Origin of the sequence: Streptomyces sp. NPDC004134, assembly GCF_042874195.1 — a bacterium.
Lineage (GTDB): Bacteria > Actinomycetota > Actinomycetes > Streptomycetales > Streptomycetaceae > Streptomyces.
The window spans coordinates 58,529-78,654 of record NZ_JBIAMS010000026.1 but is presented as its reverse complement, the minus strand read 5'-3'; the positions used below and the strand labels follow the sequence as shown (position 1 = coordinate 78,654).

At 72.0% G+C, this 20,126-nt stretch carries 20 protein-coding genes; 3 read left to right on the top strand and 17 right to left on the bottom strand.

The features are described from left to right. Positions 1-60 precede the first annotated feature (60 nt). From ACFYVJ_RS27755 to ACFYVJ_RS27715, 9 genes are read right to left on the bottom strand one after another with little or no spacing between them, the layout of a single operon-like run. Positions 61-225, bottom strand: coding sequence for a fibronectin type III-like domain-contianing protein (locus ACFYVJ_RS27755; RefSeq protein ID WP_388896874.1), 165 nt, complete (start codon positions 223-225; stop codon positions 61-63). Further along, a complete protein-coding gene (locus ACFYVJ_RS27750; RefSeq protein ID WP_388896872.1) occupies positions 222-608 on the bottom strand; it encodes a hypothetical protein in 387 nt (128 codons plus the stop codon). Before ACFYVJ_RS27750 ends, ACFYVJ_RS27755 begins: the two co-directional genes overlap by 4 nt. Continuing rightward, the gene (locus ACFYVJ_RS27745; RefSeq protein ID WP_388896869.1) at positions 605-1,702 is read right to left on the bottom strand and encodes an ABC transporter ATP-binding protein; all 1,098 of its coding nucleotides are present in this window, start codon (positions 1,700-1,702) and stop codon (positions 605-607) included. Before ACFYVJ_RS27745 ends, ACFYVJ_RS27750 begins: the two co-directional genes overlap by 4 nt. Beyond that, positions 1,699-2,826 carry an ABC transporter ATP-binding protein gene (locus ACFYVJ_RS27740; RefSeq protein ID WP_388896866.1) on the bottom strand — a complete coding sequence of 376 codons (1,128 nt, stop codon included), beginning with the start codon at positions 2,824-2,826 and terminating at the stop codon, positions 1,699-1,701. The genes ACFYVJ_RS27745 and ACFYVJ_RS27740 overlap by 4 nt, the downstream gene beginning before the upstream one ends. A 12-nt stretch (positions 2,827-2,838) precedes the next feature. Further along, positions 2,839-3,942 (bottom strand): ABC transporter permease subunit, encoded by a 1,104-nt coding sequence (locus ACFYVJ_RS27735; protein ID WP_388896863.1) that lies wholly within the window; start codon positions 3,940-3,942, stop codon positions 2,839-2,841. A gap of 9 nt (positions 3,943-3,951) precedes the next feature. Beyond that, positions 3,952-4,944, bottom strand: coding sequence for an ABC transporter permease (locus tag ACFYVJ_RS27730; protein WP_388896860.1), 993 nt, complete (start codon positions 4,942-4,944; stop codon positions 3,952-3,954). A 30-nt stretch (positions 4,945-4,974) separates the two neighbouring features. Then, entirely contained in the window at positions 4,975-6,948 is a 1,974-nt protein-coding gene (locus tag ACFYVJ_RS27725) for an ABC transporter substrate-binding protein (protein WP_388896857.1), read from the bottom strand. A gap of 18 nt (positions 6,949-6,966) precedes the next feature. Then, complete coding sequence (locus tag ACFYVJ_RS27720) at positions 6,967-8,568, bottom strand: FAD-dependent oxidoreductase (protein WP_388896854.1); 1,602 nt, start codon at positions 8,566-8,568, stop codon at positions 6,967-6,969. Continuing rightward, on the bottom strand, positions 8,565-9,632 hold the full coding sequence (locus ACFYVJ_RS27715; protein WP_388896851.1) for a LacI family DNA-binding transcriptional regulator: 1,068 nt from the start codon (positions 9,630-9,632) through the stop codon (positions 8,565-8,567). Before ACFYVJ_RS27715 ends, ACFYVJ_RS27720 begins: the two co-directional genes overlap by 4 nt. Positions 9,633-9,858: 226 nt before the next feature. Here ACFYVJ_RS27715 and ACFYVJ_RS27710 point away from each other — a divergent pair, with 226 nt between their 5' ends. Together ACFYVJ_RS27710 and ACFYVJ_RS27705 are read left to right on the top strand one after the other, a co-directional pair. Further along, on the top strand, positions 9,859-10,872 hold the full coding sequence (locus ACFYVJ_RS27710; protein WP_388896974.1) for an acetylxylan esterase: 1,014 nt from the start codon (positions 9,859-9,861) through the stop codon (positions 10,870-10,872). Between the two features lie 191 nt (positions 10,873-11,063). Then, positions 11,064-13,064 (top strand): hypothetical protein, encoded by a 2,001-nt coding sequence (locus ACFYVJ_RS27705; RefSeq protein ID WP_388896848.1) that lies wholly within the window; start codon positions 11,064-11,066, stop codon positions 13,062-13,064. 30 nt (positions 13,065-13,094) lie between these two features. Here the strand turns inward: ACFYVJ_RS27705 and ACFYVJ_RS27700 are convergent, their stop codons facing one another. The 7 genes from ACFYVJ_RS27700 to ACFYVJ_RS27670 all read right to left on the bottom strand — a co-directional run bounded on the left by ACFYVJ_RS27700 (position 13,095) and on the right by ACFYVJ_RS27670 (position 18,767). Beyond that, positions 13,095-14,279, bottom strand: coding sequence for a GDSL-type esterase/lipase family protein (locus ACFYVJ_RS27700; protein ID WP_388896846.1), 1,185 nt, complete (start codon positions 14,277-14,279; stop codon positions 13,095-13,097). 46 nt (positions 14,280-14,325) lie between these two features. Continuing rightward, positions 14,326-14,898: a TetR/AcrR family transcriptional regulator gene (locus ACFYVJ_RS27695; protein WP_388896843.1), complete on the bottom strand. Its 573-nt coding sequence runs from the start codon at positions 14,896-14,898 to the stop codon at positions 14,326-14,328. 100 nt (positions 14,899-14,998) lie between these two features. Beyond that, positions 14,999-16,297, bottom strand: a complete 1,299-nt coding sequence (locus tag ACFYVJ_RS27690) for a glutaminase (protein WP_388896841.1) — start codon at positions 16,295-16,297, stop codon at positions 14,999-15,001. Positions 16,298-16,410: 113 nt separating this feature from the next. After that, on the bottom strand, positions 16,411-17,064 hold the full coding sequence (locus ACFYVJ_RS27685) for an NAD(P)H-binding protein (protein ID WP_388896838.1): 654 nt from the start codon (positions 17,062-17,064) through the stop codon (positions 16,411-16,413). A gap of 158 nt (positions 17,065-17,222) precedes the next feature. Next, the gene (locus tag ACFYVJ_RS27680; RefSeq protein ID WP_388896835.1) at positions 17,223-17,645 is read right to left on the bottom strand and encodes a (4Fe-4S)-binding protein; all 423 of its coding nucleotides are present in this window, start codon (positions 17,643-17,645) and stop codon (positions 17,223-17,225) included. Positions 17,646-17,674: 29 nt separating this feature from the next. Continuing rightward, positions 17,675-17,983: a GNAT family N-acetyltransferase gene (locus tag ACFYVJ_RS27675; RefSeq protein WP_388896833.1), complete on the bottom strand. Its 309-nt coding sequence runs from the start codon at positions 17,981-17,983 to the stop codon at positions 17,675-17,677. Between the two features lie 127 nt (positions 17,984-18,110). After that, a complete protein-coding gene (locus tag ACFYVJ_RS27670; RefSeq protein ID WP_388896830.1) occupies positions 18,111-18,767 on the bottom strand; it encodes an isochorismatase family protein in 657 nt (218 codons plus the stop codon). 292 nt (positions 18,768-19,059) lie between these two features. On the opposite strand from ACFYVJ_RS27670, the gene ACFYVJ_RS27665 reads away from it, so the two are divergent. After that, entirely contained in the window at positions 19,060-19,527 is a 468-nt protein-coding gene (locus ACFYVJ_RS27665; RefSeq protein ID WP_388896827.1) for a MarR family winged helix-turn-helix transcriptional regulator, read from the top strand. A 38-nt stretch (positions 19,528-19,565) separates the two neighbouring features. On the opposite strand, the gene tpg is transcribed toward ACFYVJ_RS27665, so the two are convergent. Then, positions 19,566-20,123 (bottom strand): telomere-protecting terminal protein Tpg, encoded by a 558-nt coding sequence (gene tpg / locus ACFYVJ_RS27660; RefSeq protein ID WP_388896824.1) that lies wholly within the window; start codon positions 20,121-20,123, stop codon positions 19,566-19,568. Between the last annotated feature and the right edge of the window lie 3 nt (positions 20,124-20,126).

The following is a 20,126-nucleotide window of genomic DNA, read 5'->3' as shown; positions in this document are numbered from 1 at the left end:
AAGGTTCGGTGGGGGGTGGTGCCGATGCGGTCGCGGTCCTCCTCCCGGTCGGGGGTGGTCTCAGCGGATCCGTACGGTCCCGGTGACCGCGAGATCCGCCGAGCTGAAGCCGAGGTGCACCTGGTAGTCGCCCGGTTCTGTGCGCCAGGCGCCGTCCCAGTGCTGGAACGCGCGGGCCGGGATCCGCAGGTCGGCGGTGGAGGTCTGCCCCGGTCCTGCCGTCACGGTCGCGTACCCGGCGAGCCAGCGCGGCGGCCGGTCGACGTCGCCGGCCGGGTGGTGGGGCCGAGGACGACGTCGACGCCCATGCGGCGGGCCTCGCAGGCGATGATCGCGCCGTAGCGGTAGGCGATCCGGGGGTCCCAGGAGGCGGCCAGGGCGGTGGCGGAGGGCAGGTTGAGCGCCGTGAAGCGGCCGTCCCAGCTCTCGCCGCGCACCCCGCTGGGCCCGTCGGACAGGACGATCCGGCGCAGGCCGACGGCGGGCTCGGCGTGCAGGGCCCAGTTGTCGGCGCCGGTGAGCAGCCGTGCCTTCTGCTCCAGGGTGAGCTTGCCGACGAGGCCCCGCAGTGCTGCGGTGGTGGGCTCCGTGGCGGTCCTGTCGGTCATGCGGTCGCTCCAGGGGTTTCGTGGACTCCGGTCAGCGTGAGTTCGTCGGCGAGGTGGCAGGCGACCCGGTGTCCGGTGCCGGCGCCGCCGGTGGCCGGGACCGGCTCGGGCGGCTTTTCCGGGACGTCGCAGAGGCCGGGGCGGGCGAAGCGGCAGCGGGTCCGGAAGGAGCAGCCGGCCGGCGGGTGCGCCGGGTCGGGCAGGTCGTCGGAGAGCCGGATACGGCGGGCGCTGCCGCGCAGCCGCGGGTCGGGGCGGGGCACCGCGGACAGCAGTGCCTCGGTGTAGGGGTGGCGGGGGCGGGCGTACAGCTCGTCCGTCTCGGCCAGTTCGGCGATCCTGCCGAGATACATCACGGCGACCCGGTCGCACACGCTCTCCACCACCGACAGGTCGTGGGAGATGAACAGGTAGGTCAGGGCGTACTCGTCCTGGAGGTCGCGGAGCAGGTTCAGGATCTGGGCGCGGACGGACACGTCGAGCGCGGAGACCGGCTCGTCGGCGACGACCAGCTTCGGGTCCACGATCAGGGCGCGGGCGATGCTGACGCGCTGCCGCTCGCCGCCGGAGAACGCGTGCGGGTAGCGGTGCAGGTACTTCGGCGACAGCCCGACGCGGGTGAGCATCGCCGCCACCCGGTCCTCCAGCTCCGCCCCGGTGGCGATGCCGTACGAGCGCAGCGGCTCGCCGACGATCTGCAGCAGCGTCATCCGGGGGTTGAGCGAGGAGAAGGGGTCCTGGAAGACGACCCGGACCTGCCGCTGGTACGCGCGCAGCCCGCGGCCGGACAGGGCGGCGACGTCCACCGGCTCCGCGCCCGCCTCCGGCCGGTAGGAGATCCGGCCCGAGGTGGGCTGGAGGATACGGGCGACGCTGCGGCCCAGGGTGGTCTTCCCGCAGCCCGACTCCCCCACCAGGCCCAGGGTTTCACCGGGCCGGACGGAGAGGTCGACGCCGTCGACGGCGCGGACGTGGCCGACGGTGCGGCCGAGGAAGCCGCGCTTGACGGGGAAGTGGGTGCGCAGGCCGCGGACTTCGAGGACCGGGGCCGTGCGCGCGGCCGCGGCGGTGTCCGGGAGCACGGTGTCGGTCATGCCTGGGCTCCTTCGGCCGTGGCCGCCGCGGGTACGGCCGGCGAGGCGCCGCCGTGCAGCACGCAGCGGACCCTGCGGTCCCCGGACAGCGCCGTCTCGGGCGGCTCCGCCGTATCGCACACCCCGGCGACCGCGCTCGCGCAGCGCGGGTGGAACGGGCAGCCGGCGGGGCGCTCGGAAGGATGCGGGACGTTCCCGCGGATGGAGGCCAGCCGCTGCCGGGCCCCGGCGCCCATGCGGGGTACGGAGCCGAGGAGGGCCCGGGTGTAGGGGTGGGCGGGGTCGTGGAAGATGGCGTCCACGGGGCCCTGCTCGACCACCGTGCCGAGGTACATCACCACCACCTCGTCGGCGATCTCGGCGACCACGCCGAGGTCGTGGGTGATGAAGAGGACCGACATGCCGGAGTCCTTCTGGATCTCGGTCAGCAGGTCCAGGATGCGGGCCTGGGTGGTGACGTCGAGCGCGGTGGTCGGCTCGTCGGCGATGAGCAGCTCGGGGTCGCAGGAGAGCGCGATGGCGATCATCACGCGCTGGCACATGCCGCCGGAGAGCTGGAAGGAGTACGCGTCCATGCGCCCTTCGGCGCCGGGGATGCCGACCCGCTCCAGCAGGTGCACGGCCCGCGCGCGGGCCGCCTCCCGGCTCAGCGGCAGGTGCAGCCGGATGGCCTCGACGAGCTGGTCGCCGACGGTGTACATGGGCGACAGGGCGGCCATCGGCTCCTGGAAGACCATCGCGATCCGGCCGCCGCGGACGGCGCGGATCTCCTCGCCCCGCGGATCGAGGGCGGCCAGGTCGACGGACCGGGGCCGCGCGGTGTCCCCGGCCGCAGCGCCGTCCGCGGGGCGTTCGCCGTCCGCGGCGGCTGCGGAGTCCGCGGGCCGTTCGGCGTGGAAGCGGATCGAGCCGCCGACGATCCGGCCCGGCTCCTCGACCAGGCCGAGTACGGAGCGCGCGGTCACGCTCTTGCCGCAGCCCGACTCCCCCACGACGCAGACGATCCTGCCGCGCGGAACGGTGAAGCTCACCCCGTCGACGGCGCGGACGGTGCCCTCCTGGGTGTCGAAGTGCGTCTTCAGGTCGCTGATGTCGAGCAACGGGGGGTCCGGTTCTGGGGCCATCGTCTCGTTCCGTCACTTCCTGTAGGGGTCCGCGGCGTCGCGCAACCCGTCGCCGGCGAAGTTGAGGGCCAGTACCGCGGTGACGACGGCGAGGCCGGGGAGCATCAGCCACGGGGCGGAGGAGAGCACGCGGATGTTCTGCGCGTCCTGGAGCAGCACGCCCCAGCTCACGACGGGTGCCTGGAGTCCCAGGCCGAGGAAGCTCAGCGCGGTCTCGGCCAGGATCATCGCCGGGATGGACAGCGAGAGCTGGGCGATGAGGTGGCTGCTGGTGGACGGCAGCAGGTGCCGGAAGATCACCCGGCGCCGGGTGCAGCCGTCCAGGCGGGCCGCGGTGACGAACTCCTCCTGGCGCAGGGCGAGGAAGCGGCCGCGTACCTCCCGGGCCAGATGGGTCCAGCCGATCATGGCCAGCACCACGGTGATGGCGAAGTACCGCCGCAGCGGCCCCCAGTCGGGTGGCAGGGCCGCCGCCAGGCCCAGCCACAGCGGGAGGTGGGGCAGGGACATGAAGAACTCGACGACCCGCTGGATCGCGGTGTCGGTTCTGCCGCCCAGATAGCCGGAGATCCCGCCGAGTGTCACGCCGAGCAGGAACGCGACCACGACGCCGACCAGTCCGATGGTCATCGAGACCCGGGTGCCGTGGATGAGTTCGGAGAGCAGGTCGTGCCCGTTGCGGTCGGCGCCCAGCAGGAACATCGCGGCGCCGGGCTCCTTGGGGCCGATGAGGTGGCGGTCCCAGGGGATGAGGCCGAAGAGGTGGTACTCGTCGCCCTTGACGAAGAAGCCGATGGGGACTTCCGCCGACGGGTCGGTGGTGAAGGTCTGCTCGTACGTCTCGGCGTCCACGGTCGTCGTGTAGCCGTCGACGTGCAGGCCGCCGCCGAACCGGACCGTCTGCGGCGGGGCGTACGGGTAGTCGTCGTCGAGGTAGTCCGTGCCGTAGGGCGCCAGGAACTCCGCGAACAGCGCGACGAAGTAGAAGGCGAGGGTGACGATCAGGCCGGCCATGGCGAGCTTGTGCCTGCGGAACCGGCGCCAGATGAGCCGCCACTGGGAGGCGCCGTGCCTGGCCGGTGCCGCGGCCGGCGCGGGCCGGGTGCGTATGCGCATGGTCGTCCCTCATCCCTGGGCCAGCCGGACCCGCGGGTCCAGCCAGGCCAGCAGTACGTCGGAGAGCAGGGTGCCGATCACGGTCAGCAGGCTGACGATGAGAATGATGGAGCTGGCCAGGTACATGTCCTGGCTGCGCAGCGCGCCCAGCAGCAGCGGCCCGGTGGTGGGCAGCGACAGCACCTGGGAGACGATGACCTCGCCCGACACCAGCGCCGGCAGCACGTAGCCGACGTTGGAGACGAACGGGTTGAGCGCGACCCGCAGCGGATACTTCAGGACCAGCCTGCGCTCCGGCATGCCGCGCGCCCGGGCGGCGACGACGTACGGCTTGCGCAGCTCGTCCAGCAGGTTGGCGCGCAGCACCCGCACGAGTCCCGCGGTGCCCGCCGCGCCGAGTACCAGGACGGGCACCCACAGGTGGCTGAGGAGGTCGAGGAACTTGCCGAGGTTCCAGGCCGCGTCCTCGTACTCGGGCGAGTAGAGTCCGCCGACGCTCATCCCGAAGACGCTGTGGCCCAGGTACATCAGGACCAGCGCGATCATGAAGTTGGGGATGGCGAGGCCCAGGAACCCGACCGTGGTGGCGAGGTAGTCACCGGCCGAGTACTGGCGCACCGCCGAGTACAGGCCGACGGGGAAGGCCAGCAGCCAGGTCGCCAGGAGGGTCGAGACCGCGAGCACCACGGTCAGCGGCAGCCGGTCCATGACCAGGCTGGACACCGACTTCCCGTACTCGAAGGACTCCCCGAAGTCGCCGTGCAGCACGATCGCGGAGACCCACTTCGCGTACTGCTCGTACACCGGCTCGCCGAGTCCGTAACGCTCGCGCAGCGCGGACATCTGCGCCTCGTCCATCCGATCGCCCTGGTTCTCCAGCCGGGCGGCGAGGGTGGTCAGGAAGTCGCCCGGGGGCAACTGGATGATGGCGAAGGCCACCACGGAGATCCCGAAGAGCGTGGGGATCATGTAGAGGCACCGACGTGCCAGGTAGCTCAACACTGCTCGACCGTCCCGTCAGCCGTGTGCCGGTTACGCGCCGATGGCGAACTGCTCGGGGTTCATGGCACCCGGCATGGGGAACTTGGCGGCGAAGAAGCTCTTCTCCGGCACGTTGCGGAAGGTCTCGCCGACGATGCCGTAGCCGGGCAGCGGGGTGCTGATCCCGATCGTGTAGAACTGCTCCTTCGCGATGGCGAGGATCTGCTTCATCGTCGCGGCGCGCCGCTTCCCGTCCGTCTCGGCCGCGAGCTCCTCGTGGTAGAGGCGGTACTGCTCCTTGGCGTGGGCCGGCGGCTCGATGCCCTCCTGCCCCCCGGTGGACAGCCAGGTGAACCACTCGGGGCAGAAGGCGTTGTTCTCGCCCCACTCCGGCATGAAGAAGGCAGGGGTGCTGACCGGGTCCAGGGCGCCGTCCCCGTCCCAGGCGAGTGCCTCGTGGCCGTTGCCCTGGATGAGCTGCATGCGCAGGGTCTCGTCCTCGGCCTGCACGCTCATCCGCACGCCGACGGCCTCCCACATGGGCTTGATGATCTCCAGTGCGTCGGCCAGCTCGGGCTTCCCGGCCCCGGCGCTGACCAGGATGCGGAAGGAGACCGGCTCGCCGTCCGGGCCGCGCCGCGGCCCGTCGCCGTCGCGCCGCAGACCGGCGCGGTCCAGGTGCTCGTTCGCCTTGTCCGGGTCGTACTCGGTGTACTGCGTGGCCATCTCCTCGTCGAAGAAGCCGGAGTCGCGCGCGGGGGCGACCTGCCAGGGCTCGCCCTGCCGGGCGTGCACCGCCTTGATGACCTTCCGGCGGTCGATGGCGTAGGACAGGCCGATGCGGAAGTCGCGGTTGCCGAAGACCTCCCGCTTCGTCTCGTCCTTGCAGGTGAGGTTGAGCATGATGGTGAGGGTGTTGAGCTTGTCGGACGCCAGGTCGAAGAAGCGGTAGTGCCCCTTCGTCCGGTCCTTGGCCAGCACCGGCTTGTTCTTGGTGGTGGTGACGTTGCGCTCGATCATGTCGATGTCGCCGCGCAGCACGTTGAGCAGCACCACTTCCGCGTCCTGGGCCATGGCGAAGTCGACGCCGTCGAGGTAGGGCAGTTGGTTGCCCTCCGGGTCGACCTTGAAGTAGTACGGGTTGCGGGTGAACCGCATGCGCGTGCCGGCGCCGATGGCGTCGTCGGGCAGCCAGGCGTGCAGCCGGGGCAGCCGCGGGTCCTTCCAGAGCATGCCCGCGTAGAGCGCGTCCTGGAGCAGTTCCATCGGGCCCGCGTAGTCCATCTCCGTGGCCGCCTTCTCGGCGTCCGGGCTGTGGTCGGGGTGGAACCGGCCGAGGTAGTGCTTGGGCAGCCGGGTCAGCATGTCGTAGACCTCGTTGGCCATGCCCGTCAGATAGAGGGCGTTGGGGCCGGCGAAGGTGAACTCCACGGTGTACGCGTCGATCTTGCGCAGCTTCGCCGGGCCGCCGCCGACGGTGTACTGGCCCGGCGTGTCCGGGATGATCTCCTTGTTCATGATCAGATCCCGGAAGGCGAACTCGATGTCGTCCGCGGTGAAGGGCTCGCCGTCGGACCACTTCAGGCCCTTGCGGAGCCGGAACGTCACCCGCGTGGCGTCCTCGCTCTCGCTGAACGACTCGGCGACGTTGGGGATGATCTTCTTCCAGTCCCGGTCCCAGCGGACCAGGTTCTCGTACGCGAAGGCGTAGCCGAGGCGGCCGGCGTCGCCCGCGCCGATGAGCGCGTTGCGCCAGGTGCCGCCGTAGGCCGCGGCCCGGTCGACGGGGCGGACGACGAGCGGCTCGGCCGGGAGCCGCTTCGACAGCGCGGGCAGCTTCCCCTCGTCGACCAGCCGCTGCAGCTCGGGGGCCTGCCCCTGCCCCTCGACCGGTCCCGTGTCCCCGGCGCCCGCCGGATCCGTGCTGAAGTCGCAGCCGTTCAGCGTGAGTCCGCCGACGGCCCCGGCCGCCACCAGCGACCCGCCGGCCATCAGCAGCCTTCTCCTGTCCATGCGTCCCGTCATCTTCTCGCTCCCTCGGGTTCAGTAACCGCGGATGTCGGGCCAGGCGAGTTCGACGCCGTGGCCGGTCAACGCGCTCTGGTAGTCCGCGAGTCGGGCGGGCTGGGCGCGGACCTGGTGCGGGGTGGTGCGGTGGCGCAGGCAGTACGCGGCGAGCAGTCCTGCGGCCTCGCCGGCGTTCCACTCCACCGGGTGCAGCCGGTAGCAGCCGTTGGTGAGGTGGGTGGTGCCGATGTTCTTGGCGGCGGGCAGCAGGTTGCGCATCCGTTCGGGCAGCAGGGCGCCGAGCGGGATGCGGAAGGGCGAGGAGCCGACGTCGATGTAGTTGTCGCCGCCGGTGGAGGGGTGCAGGTCGATGCGGTACGAGCCGATGCCGACCGAGTCCTCGTACGCGACCGCCCCGCGATCGCCCCGTACCGCGAGGGACACGTCCTGTTCCGGCACCGTGTACACCGCCCGGATGCGCCGGGACTCGCGGATGTACGGGCCCATGCACAGCCCGTCCGCCGTGCCCACCACGTCGCCGCGCAGCCGCAGCCCGGGCAGCCCGGTGCTCCCGTCGGGGCGCGGCATCTCCGTCTGCATCCAGTACAGGAAGGACAGGCTCATCTGCCGCGCACCGGCCCGGTGTCGTGCGGCCGCCGCGGGCTCGACCTCGAACAGCGGCCCCTCGACGTAGTCGATCATCGGCCAGTTGACGATGACGACGTCGCTGGCGAATGCGCCGTCCTCGAAGGAGGAGCGGGCGAGGACGCGGCGGAATGCCCACAGGTCGAGGTCGCCCGCGAGGCCCTGCAGTGCGGGCTCGTCCGGCGCGGGGTTGGGGATCAGCACGCGGGTGGTCGGCCGCAGCGTCTGCGGCTTGGGGGCGACCATGCTGAACATCCGGTCGGGCCAGTACGGGGGGCGGTAGTCGCGCCAGAAGCCGTAGTCGTCGGGCTTGTCGATGGTGTGGTCCTCGCCGGCGCGGTGCTCGACGGCGAAGCACCAGGAGGCGGCCTGCATGTCGAGCGGCCGGCGCTCCGCGGGGGCGCTGGGCTCCCCGGTGTCGGCCTGCGACTCGAACCCCGTGACGTACTCGGTGCCGGTGAGCGGCAGCAGTTCGCCGGTCTCCGTGGCGTCCAGGAAGTACCGGGCGGTCACCGTGACGTCGTCGCCGGAGTCGAGGTCGCGCAGCGTGACGCTGGTGACGGCGTCGCCGTCGGTGGTCGCCGCGACGGGGCGGTGCCTGAGCCGCAGGTCCAGCAGGCCGCTCGCCCGGTACGGGGCGAGCATGGCCCGCAGCACGGCGTGCGCCGCGCTCGGCTCCGCGCACAGCGCGCTCACCCGGCCGGCGCCGGGGTTGAGGGCCGGGTGCCGGCGCGCCGCCGCCGACAGCGGATACCAGTGCCGGTAGTAGTCGCGGACCCCGTCCCTGAGCCGGCGGTAACTGGCGGTGCAGCCGAACTGCTCGATCCAGGGGTGCTCGTCGGGCGGCGTGCCCTGGACGGTCAACTGGCCGCCGACCCAGTCGTACTCCTCGGTGAGGAGGACCCTCAGGCCCGAGCGGGCGGCGGCCAGCGCGGCGGCCACGCCGCCGAGCCCGCCCCCGACGACGGCTATGTCGGTGCGCAGCTCCGTCATGCCTCTGCCCCCGGAGCGCTCGCCGGGGCCGGGGCGACGGTCTCCTCACCGGGGGGCGCGCAGGACAGCAGGATCTGGTCCTCGCGCGGCGCGTCCGGGGCGTCGAGCAGCCGCAGCAGCAGCCGGACGGCCTCGCGCCCGATCTCCCGGCGCGGGATCTCCACGCAGCTCCAGCCGGTCCCGGGGTACGGGCCCGTCTCCGTACCGCGCAGCACGACGAGCGAGAGCTGCGCGGGTATCGCCAGGTCGCGGGCGGCGGCGAATTCGGCGATGCGGCCGGCGAACGACTCTTCTTCCGCGACGAAGGCCGTCATCCCGGACGCCAGGGCCAGGTCGAACCACTCCTGCGTGAGGTCCGCGTCGTTCATCAGCACCGGGAGCTGCGGGATGCCGGCGTCCGCGCAGGCGGCACGGTAGCCGGCCTCGCGGTCGGCGACGGCCTCGACCCGGTGCGTGATGCCGAGGTAGCCGACCCGGCGGTGGCCCAGCGAGACCAGGTGGGCGACGGCGTCCCTGGTCGCCTCGGCGTAGTCGGCGCTGACCCAGGCGATGTCGGCGCCGGGGACGTCGCGGCGGCCGATGTGGACGAAGGGGTAGCCCTCCCGGCTGAGGCGGGCGAGGTCGGAGTGGTCGTGCGCGACGCCGAGGAGCACGCTGCCGTCGGCGACGTTGAGCCGGTTCGAGCCGTCGCTGTAGAGCTGGCGCTGACCGTCGGGGCCCTCCGTGGAGGTGAACAGCACCAGGTCGTGGCCCTCCGCGACGGCCTGCTCCTCCACGCCGACCAGGAACTCGTGGTAGAAGTCGCGGCTGGCGATCGGGAAGACCGACTCGAAGGTGTGCACCCCGATCATCCGGTTGCGCTTGCCCTTGAGGCTGCGTGCGGCGGGATTCGCCGCGTAGCCGAGGTCGCGGACGGCCTGGCGGACCAGTTCCTCCGTCTCGACGGGTATCCGGTGGTCGGTGGCACGACCGTTCACGACGGCGGAGACGGTCGCCTGCGACACGCCCGCACGGCGGGCGACGTCGGCCTGGGTCGGTGCCCCGCGACGGCGTTTGACTGACAAAGGAACCCCTTGCTGTTACGTATCAGCAGCTAATTAGCAGGACTTGAGCCCCTCTTGCTGTTTCGTAGCAGCGACCATAGGAGCGGGGCATGACCCCGTCAACAGGCGGTGGCGAACGAATTTCCGGGAGGTTTCCCGGACTTGAGGACCGCGCCCTCGTCGCCATGGATCACCCCGGGTACGTTGGGGCGCGGACGGCGGCGGCGCGCGGCGGGAGGCTCGGGTGGTGCGGACGGACGGCGGCGGTCACGGCCACCGTCCGCGCGGGCAGGCGGCCGGCCTCGTACACGACCTGCCCTTCGACCCCACGCACGGCTACGGCCTGGACCGGCTGCTCACCGTGCCCGCCCCCGAAGCCCCCGCCGGCTTCCGGGAGTTCTGGCGCGCGCTGCACGCCGAGGCCCGCGGCACGCGGGTCGCGCCCAGCCTCGGCAGCCGTACGGAGACCTTCGGCGAGGTGGACGCGGTGGCGGTGCACGAGGTCGCGTACACCTCGCTCGGCGGGCGCCGCATCGGCGGCTGGCTGACGCTGCCGGCGGACGGGCAGGTGCGCCGGGGCTGCGTCGTCACGCACGGCTACGGCGGCCGGGAGGCCCCGGACCCCGCACTGCTGCCGCCGGGTACGGCGGCCATCTGGCCCTGCCTGCGTGGACAGGGTGACCGCAGCCGCCGGCCGGACCTGCCGTCCGACGCGGCCGCGCACGTCCTGCACGGCATCGGTTCCCGGCGGTCGTACGTGCACGGAGGCTGCGCCGCCGACGTGTGGTGCGCGGCGACGGCGCTCGCGGAACTCGTACCCGCGGCGGCGCGGCGGCTCACGTACGCCGGGGCGAGCTTCGGCGGCGGCATCGGTGCGCTGGCGCTGCCGTGGGACGAGCGCTTCGCGGCTGCCGTGCTGACCGTGCCCAGCTTCGGCAACCACCCGCTGCGGCTGACGCTGCCGTGCACCGGGAGCGGCGAGTCGGTCCGGCAGTACCACGCCGTGCATCCGGAAGTCGCGGACGTGCTGGCGTACTTCGACGCCGCCACCGCGGCGCGGCACGTCGGCATCCCGGTGCACGTCGGAGCCGCGCTCTTCGACCCGGCCGTCCCGCCACCGGGGCAGTTCGCCGTGTACAACGCCCTGGCAGGCCCGAAGGAGTTGCACGTGCTCACCGCGGGCCACTTCCCGCACCCCGGCGAGGCGGCGGAGGAAGCGGATCTCCTCGCCGCCCAACGCCGGTTCCTGGCGCGGGCCTAGCGCTCCGGCCGCACACCCCTGCCCCGGCTGATCGGTTCCGTGCACCCGGGCGGACGGCTGTCGAGTGCGGCGGCGCGTGCGCCGACACCGGCTTCCACTTTCACGTGCGGCAGGGGTTGACGTGTTGCACATGATGACTGAAGCATGCGCATCGTGAACTCCCCTTGCAGCCACGCACGTTGGAGGCACGTATGAAGGTCCAGGCACTCATCGCCGCGGGTGTGCTCTGCCTCGGCGCCCTCCCGGCGACCGCCGTCGCCGCCACCGCCGAGCCGGCCGCCGTCAGCGGCCTGGCGCCCGGGGATCCGCGGGCCGGCCAGCCGGTGCTGCTGAACCAGAGCGGGTTCGGTCTGGGCGAGCCGAAGCGGTTCACCGCCCCGCGGGCCGAGGACGGCGCGGCCTTCACGGTCAGCGACGCGTCCGGGAAGGTCAGGTACCGGGGCAAAGTCATGGGCGGAGTCGGGGACTTCACCGCCTTCGACCCCCGCGACACCGGGGACTTCACCGTCACCGTCGAGGGCGCGGCGGGCGCGGGCACTTCGGTGCCGTTCGGCATCGGGGCGTACTGGATCGACCGGGTCTCGTACGGCAGGGCCATCGAGTTCATGTCGGGCAGCCGCTGCTACTTCGGCGACTTCACCCGCAAGGCGGAAGGGCCGGGACTGGTCAGCGACGAGTACGGCCACCGCGCGTGCATGAAGGCGGTGACCTGGCGGGACGGCGCCCAGTACTCGAAGGAGATCCAGACGCTCGTCGACCTCTACCTGGCCAACCCGAGCGCGTTCGAGCAGATCACCGTGGACGACGCGGTCTACGAGGGGCTTCCGGTGACGCTGCCCGACGGCACGCCGGAGATCGTGCGGCTCATCCACTGGGGCGTCGAGCTGCTCCTCGAAGCGGACGTCGACGACCCCCAGTTGAAGGAGCAACTCGCGGCCTTCGCCTACGCCTATCCGCAGCTCGCCGAGTGGATACCGGCCGGCGTCTACGAGCGCGCCCTCGACCACCTCTTCGCCACCTGGGGCGGTCCCGCCCGGGACCGCTACTACTGGCAGGCGTTCACCCCCCACACTGGCGACCTCTTCCAGACGTACACCCAGGTCGGCACCGGCAAGGGCGAACTCGCGCCGGGCCACTCGGTGTGGCCGAACCTGATGATGTACGAGGTCGCGCAGCGGGAGGGCCGCGAGGACGCGGAGCGCTACCTGCGCGCCGCGCAGGACCAGGCCGCCTGGCTCATCGGGAACCTGGACGTCGGCGACCCGCGGACCACCAAGGGGCAGCGGCAGAGCGAGCACGTGCTGATCACGGGGCTGGTGCAGTTCGCGGAGACATATCCGGACCGGGCGCCCGCGGGGATCGAGGACTTCGTCCGCGACTGGGCCGAGACCGTGACCAGCCGCTCGGACAACCTCTGGGACTTCCGCCGCTACTCGGACGACCGCTGGACCATCCCCGCCTTCACCGGCGGCGGCGCGGACGACCCCAACGAGACCGGCAACGTGGCCGGCTTCGCCGCGCCGGCGCTCGCCGCGGCCCGGCTGCTCGGCGACGACCCGCCGGCCGGCCGGCTGCGCGAGATCGCGGCGGCGCACGTCGACAACATCTTCGGCCGCAACCCCACCGGGCGGCACGCCTCGTACGACGCGCCCAGCGGCACGGCCGGGTTCGAGGGCGTGGAGCGCGGCTGGTTCTCCGAGTACCGCGGCGGCGCCGGGCTGCTGGAGGACCTGCCCGGCGTACTCGACGGCAGCCCCAAGAACGGCCACTACCCCTTCAACCCGGACCAGGGGAACATCGGCCACACCGAGGGCTGGGTGGCGTTCAACAGCGCCTGGAACGCCTCGCTCGCCTGGCGCGCCGCCGATCAGACGGGGATCGAGGTACGTACCCGCGGCGGCGCCCCCGCCCGCGTGGTGCCCCGTCACGCGAAGGTGACCGTGGAGCTGACGGCACCGCTGAACCTGGACGCGGCAGCCCTCGACCGGGGCTCGGTCGAGGTGCGGGTGGGCGACCGGGCCGCGGTGCCCCTGACCGTCACACAGGCCGGGCAGAACGCGAGGACGTTCCGCGCGACCCTCGACCTGACCGCGGTGGACGCGGGCCACGGCGACAGGATCACGGTGTCGTACGGCCATGGCCCCTTCGCGGTCTCCCACACCTTCACCGCGGTCGGCGGGCCCGTCGGCTGATCCCCGGGGCGTTCCCCCGTCGCCCGCCGGTCAGCGCCGCGCGGGCGCGAAAGGGCCGCCGTCGCCGAAGGCGAGGGTGGCGAAGCGCTCGCCGATGTGCCGGTGGGTGGCGGGGTCGGGGTGGAGTTCGTCCGGCAGCGGCCGTTCCGCGTAGTCGGTCTCGCCGTAGAGGTCGAGGCCGTCGAGGTAGTGCAGGTCCGGGTCGGTGGCGGCGCGCTGCCGGACGATGCGGGTCAGCTCCTCGCGGATCACGGTGAGGGTCAGCTTCCCGGCGGCGGTCTGCGCGGGGTCGCCGGTGCTCATGAACCGCATCCGCCCCTCGCTCATCGCGCTGACGTCCGGGGCGCTGGGCCCGGGAGCGTTCTCGTGGATGGCGCAGTAGATCGGGGACGCGACCAGGAGCGGCGCGGTCGGGTGTCCCTCGCGGACGGTGTCGAGGAAGCCGTGGACGGCCGGGCCGAAGGCGCGCAGCCGCATCAGGTCGGCGTTGACGACATTGATGCCGATCTTGACGCTGATCAGGTCGGCGGGGGTGTCGCGGATCGTGCGGGCGGTGAAGGGGTCGAGCAGGGCGCCCCCGCCGAACCCGAGGTTCACCAGCGCCACCTCGCCCAGCGCCGCGGCCACCGCGGGCCAGGTCCCGGTCGGCGTGGTGGCGTTGGAGCCGTGGCTGATCGAACTGCCGTGGTGCAGCCAGACCTTGCGGCCGTCGGGCGGCGCGGTCCGGACGGGGGCGTCGGTGCGCAGGGCGACCAGCCGGGTGGTCTCGTCGTGGGGCAGCCAGATCTCGACGTCCTTGTCGTCGCCGGACAGGCCGGTGAACCGCACGGTCTGCACCGGCCCGGGCCGGGTTTCCACGGTTCCGGCGGCCATGTCGATGGTGAGTACGTCGCCGTCCGGCACGCCGGCCCGGCCGGCGAGCCGGCCGTCGGCGAGCAACTCGTACACCCCGTCGGGGCGTGCCGGTGCGCCGGCGTAGACCCGCTTGGTGGCCACGACGTCCAGCTCGACGGCGGTGGCCGGGGTGCGGAAGACCAGCCGTACGCCGGAGGGCTGCGACTCGGCCATCGCCATCTGGCCGTCGGGGATCTGCCGGCGGGCGGGCTCGGGCAGCCGGTGGGGCAGTACGCCGCGCTCGGTGTGCTCCACGTCGACGGCTCCGCGCAGCAGGTCGGCGGTGACGGCGGTGGTGGTCCACGTGCGGTCGGTGTGCATGTTCTCGGTCTCTTCGCTCGGGAGGGGCGGCCGGAAGGGCTGCTGGTCAGGAGGTGGTCGGCCAGGTGCGCAGCAGGACGTCGAGCGCGTCGAGGATCGCGGCCCAGCTCTCCTGCGAGTCGGGGGCGCTGTGGCTGAAGCCCCCGGCGGCTTCGAGGCCGACGTAGCCGCTGAAGACGCTGCCCAGCAGCCGTACCGCGTGTGTCTGGTGCGGTTCGGCCAGGTCGTACCCGCGCAGGATCGCCCGCGTCATCTGCGCGTGCCGGACGCCCGCGCTCGCGGCTGCCGTCTCCGGGTCGAGCGGGAACCGGGCGGCGGCGAAGCGGCCCGGGTGCGCGAGGGCGTAGTCGCGGTACACGTTCGCGAAGGCGGTCAGGGCGTCCTTGCCGGCCCTGCCGGCCACCGCGGCGGACACCTGGTCGGCGAGTTCCTCCAGGGCCAGCAAGGCGATCCCGGTCTTGAGGTCGTGGGCGTTCTTCACGTGCGAGTACAGGCTCGCGGTCCTGACGCCGAAGCGCCGGGCCAGCTCGGCGGGGGTCGTCTGCTCGAAGCCGATCTCGTCGGCGAGATCCGCGCCCGCGCGGACCAGGCGCTCCGTGGTCAGTCCTGCCCGAGCCATGCCCGCCCTCCGAATCGACGCCGCACCCTTCCAGAGTCTATTATGCATCTACCTAATCTGATTAGGCAAATCGCACGCACTTTAGGGAGGAGTACGGCTGCTAGCGCCGGGCTGTCCTGTGCGGGGGGATCACGGCTTGGTCGACGTTGCCGACGACGGTGACCCGGCCGCCGTCTCCGGGGTCGGGGTCGGGTACGACCGATTCCGGGTCGACGAGGAAGACCTCGTGGCCGTCCAGCGAGAGCCGGCGCACGACCTCCAGCAGCATGCGCCGTGCCACGTCATCGATCGAGTAGACCATCGTGAGGTCCAGGGCCACCCCGACCTCCGCGGGCGCCGTGTCCACGGCTTCCCGGACGACCTTCTCGGCTCCGGAGAAGCCGATTCCGCCCTGCAGTTGGAGGACCCGGACCGCGTTCGGCCCGCTGCCGACGACGTGGTTGGAGCGCACGACCGCACGCGCCGGGGGCGGGACCTGCATCACGTGCATGCCCATGTCGGAGGAGATGCGCTCGAACAGCGACACCCCGCGCACGCTGTTCCCGTGCTGGTCCAGCCGCGGGGAGAAGGTGGCGATGCCGATCTGGCCGGGGAGCGCGCCGATCAGGCCCCCGGCCACGCCGCTCTTCGCCGGGATGCCGACCTGCGTCGCCCAGTCACCGGCCGCGTCGTACATGCCGCAGGTCAACATGACGCTCAGCACCTGACGCACCACCGGTTCGCGCACCACCTGCTCACCCGAGAGGGGGTTCACCCCGCGGTTGGCCAGCGTCGCGGCCATCATGGCCAGATCGCGCACGGTGACGAGCACGGCGCACTGGCGGGTGTAGCCGTCGACGACGGCCTCCGGGTCCTCGGTGAGGACGCCGTGGCTGCGGAGCATGTGGGCGATGGCGAGGTTGCGGTGCGCGTGCTCCATCTCCGACACGCACACCGCCTCGTCGATCTCGAGCCGTCGGCCGGCGAACGCCGAGAGTCCCGTGACCACGCGCTCCACGCGCGCTGCCGGATCCAGGTCCTCCGAGCCGGCCAGCGCGTGGGTGGTGATCGCCCCGGCGTTGATCATGGGATTGAGCGGGCGCCCGGTGTCGCTTTCGAGGGAGATCTGGTTGAACGCCTCTCCCGACGGCTCGACGCCGACCTTGGCGAGCACGGGGTCGAAGCCGCGATCGGCCAGGGCCAGCGCGTACGCGAACGGCTTGGAGATCGACTGGATCGTGAACTCGGTATCGACGTCGCCGGCACCGTAGACCTTGCCGTCCACTGTGGCGAAGACCGCGCCGAGGCGCTCGGGGTCCGCTGCCGCGAGTTCGGGGATGTATCCCGCCTGCACTCCTGAAGAGTCCGACTCGACGTCTCCGAGCGCCTCTGTCAGATAGTCGGGAATCACCGACCGCATGCGTACTCCTCCGTGCCGATGGGAAACTGATGCGCCGTGGCTTTTCAGCGTCTCACCGAATCACCACGTCGCCGTGCGCGCCAAGCCATACCCCGGCGCGGAAGACTCGCCGGTCAGCGAATATTCGCGCGGACCGCCTCTTCGATCGGTGTGGAACCCGTGTCGAGTTCGAGGATCTGCCGGCCGATACGGGGCTCGTGGAGAAGCTCGGCGAGCGTGGCGGCAACGTCCTCGCGGGTAATCCGGCCGTGGAACTCCGCCGGACCGAGTGACACGGCGCCGGCGCCCGGGCCGTCGACAAGCAGTGAGGGACGGAGGACGAGCCAATTCAGCTCACTGCGGCTGAGCGCGATGTCCGCTTCCTTCTTCACGGCGAAGTAGTACTCGACCTCCTCGCCGAGGTCGCGTTCCCGCCACGATTCCGGGAGCACGGAGACCAGCGCGAAGCGCTCGACACCGGCCAGGCGTGCCGCCGCGATCGCCTTCGCCACTCCTTCGCCGTCGACGGCCTTCGTGACCTCCCTGCTGCCGCCGTTCGACCCCGCGCTGTAGACGATCGCGTCGGCGCCGGTGAAAGCTGCCGCCAGTTCGTCGACGGTCATGCGGGAGATATCGCCGACCCGCGCGTCCACGCCCTGCGTGGCGAGTTCGGCCCGCTGGCCGTCCCGGCGGACGAGCCCGCGTACGGAGTCGCCGCGCGAGCGCAGTTTCCGCGCGAGCAGACCGCCGACGCCGCCGGTGATACCGATGATGAAAACGTCTGACATGGATGCTCCGTCGATGTCGGTGCTGCGCACTGTGCCTGCCCGGTGTCAGACCATCGGGTTTCCGCTGAGGGTGGCGCCCGGAGGGTGAGGTCCCGGAGGACGAGGGACAACTGCCCGGCCCCCGGTCGTTCCGGGCGCCTGCGTGGGGCCGGGCGGGGTCAGTCCGACGCTGCCCGGCCGCACGGCCCCGCGTGGTCGCAGTAGGGCTGGAGACCACTCTGCCCGCAACCGCAGAGAACGGCCCTGGTCTCCGCGCGCGGGCCCGTCGCCGTGTCCAGGCTCAACTCGCCGCGCACGAGCACCTGCCCGACGGAGTTGCGCGTGAGGTGCGTCGGCCGGTCGGGGGCCTCCGCTTCTCCGTCCACCAGTTCGTACTGCAGGGCGCCCGACGGACAGCGCCGTACCACTTCGGCCAGGCGCTCGGCCCCGGCGCCGTCCGGCCGGATCCACGGGCGCGCGTCCGGGTCGAAGACCTCCGGCAGACCGCGGACGCACTCGGCGGCGTGCAGGCAGCGCCCGGCCTCGAAGGTCACCGTGATCGACTCGCCCTCGTAGGCCCTCTTCCGGGTCCTGCCGCTCATGCCGCCTCCGTTTCCGCCATGCCCGGTGTTCAGTCGCTGACTCTGCTGCGGGACTGATACAGCAGGTCCCCGTACTCGGGGTGCCGGGCGATCCACCCCGCGAAGAACGGGCAGGTGGCCAGCACCCGCAGGTCCGCGGCGCGCGCCTCGTCGAGAGCGGTGCGGGCCAGCGCCCCGCCGACCCCCTTGCCCTCGTACTCCGGGGAGACCTCGGTGTGTACGAACGCGATGAGTTCCTGCGTACGGATGTAGACCGCGACGCCCGCGACCTTGGACTCCCCGTCGACCCGGGCCTCGTACCGGTTGGCCTCGGGAGCGTCACTCACTTCCACTGACACGTGTTCCTCCATGTACCTCCGCGCGGGCTGTGCCCGGCGCGGATTCAATCCCGTTGATCCATCAACTTGTACCACGAGTGAGTGTAGCCGCAAGGTCCACCCGGCCACGCGGCGGCGCGTACGCGCGTCAATCGTCGCTTCCGGCGGGCGTGGCGAGGAGCTGCATCTCCCAGGCGAAGGCCACCCCGCTGGCACCGCCGTGCTGCGCCTGGACCTCGGCGGCACCCGCGACGGTCTTCTCCCGGGCCCAGTCGCGCTGCCACTCCCCCATCACCGCCAGCCAGGTGATCGGCACCACGCCCGCCTGGACCATGCGCCGCACGGCCATGTCGTGGGCCTCCTTCGATACCCCACCCGAGGCGTCGGTGACGACGAAGACCTCGAAGCCCTCGCCCGCCGCCTGTATGGCAGGCATCGCCACGCAGATCTCCGTCCAGAGGCCGGCGATGATCAGCTTCTTGCGCCCGGTCGCCTTGACGGCGTCGACGACGCGCCGGTCCTGCCAGGTGTTGATGAAGGTCCTGTTGATCGGCTTCTGCTCCGGGAACACGTCCTGCACTCCCTGGACGAGAAGGCCGCCGCGCTCCTCCAGCACGGTCGTCAGAATGGTCGGGACGTCGAACACCTTCGCGGCCTTGGCGAGCCCGACGACGTTGTTGACGACCATCGTCGGCTCATGGCTGTTCAGGTTGGCGAACTGGAAGGGCTGGTGGTCGATCAGCGCGAGGACGCTCTCCTCGGGCGTCAGCAGCGCGTCGAGTCCGGCCTTGTTCTCGGTGCTCATGGGAGTCCCCTTCCGGAACTGCACGTCCGCGGACGTCAGGCGGGCGCGGGCCGACCGGATGGGGTCTCCCGCGCAATTTGGTTGACGTGTCATCCACGCTAGAGGTTGACCGTTGAGGCGTCAACTAGATGCCTGGGCCGGGGCGTTGACGTGGCGGTGGTGAACCACGCAAGCGCGGCAAGGCGGCGGCAAGGGCGCCGCGCTCGCGGCGTCCCGGACGTTCTGGGCATTGATTCGAGATCGCCGCGTCCGCCGGATAGAGGACCCCCGGCGGCCTCGTTACGCTCCCCCCATGGACGCAACGCCTCGCTGGCTGACCTCGGAGCAGACCGCCGCCTGGGACAGTTTCGTCCGGATGCAGGAGAAACTGATCGGGCGGCTCTCCCGCCGGGTCCAGGCCGACTCCGGCATGTCCGCGTCCGACTACACGGTGCTCGTCAAGCTCACCGAGAGCGGCGGGGGGCGGATGCGCTTCATGGAGCTGGCGAAGCTGGTGGAGTGGGAGAAGAGCCGGATGTCCCACCAGGTCGGGCGGATGATGAAACGCGGCCTGGTGACCAAGGAGGACTGTCCCGACGACGGGCGCGGATCGTTCATCGTGGCCACCCCGGCCGGCTACGAGGCGATCGAGGAAGCCGCACCGCTGCACGTCGCGCAAGTCCGCCGGCTGTTCGTCAGCGCCCTCGCCCAGGAGGAACTCGCCGCGCTCGCCCGGATCTCGGACCGCATCCTCGCGCACATGGAGAAGCAGCCCGACTGACGAGCCGCGGGGTTTCCGCCGACGGCGGAGAAAAGTGCTCAGCTCAGGTCGACGTCGAGGTGGTCGATGTCGGTGACCGTCACCTCCAGGCCCGCCGCGCGGCGGCCGCGGTCCTGGAAGTAGGCGTGGCCCAGGCCGGCGCCGAGGAGGTCGCGCAGTTCGGTCTCGTCGGCGCCCGCGGCATGCTGGGCGAGGAGCCGGGCGGTGATGTCCGGGGGAAGCAGCTCGGTGATGCGGCGCATGCGGGGGTCGTCGGTGGAGCCGGGGGCGGCGGTGAAGCCGAAGCGGGCGCGGGTCTCCACGACGGCGCCGCGCTGGGCGGCCTGCCGGACGGCCCGGGCCCGTACGCGGGGCTGCCAGCTCTTGCGGACCTCGCGTTCCAGGGCCGCGGCCAGGCGCGGGGTGGGGCGTTTGGCCTGCCCGGCCAGGTAGCGCTCGACCTGGCGCCGGGAGCAGCCGAGCCGGGCCGCGGCGCGGCGCGTCGAACCCTGCTCCGTCTTCACGAGGAACCGCATCCGCGCCTGCGGGCTCACCGGGATGGGGCGGGTCGCGGTGGCCTGCAGCGCCGCTTCGAGGGACTCTCCGATCGTCGCCACCGC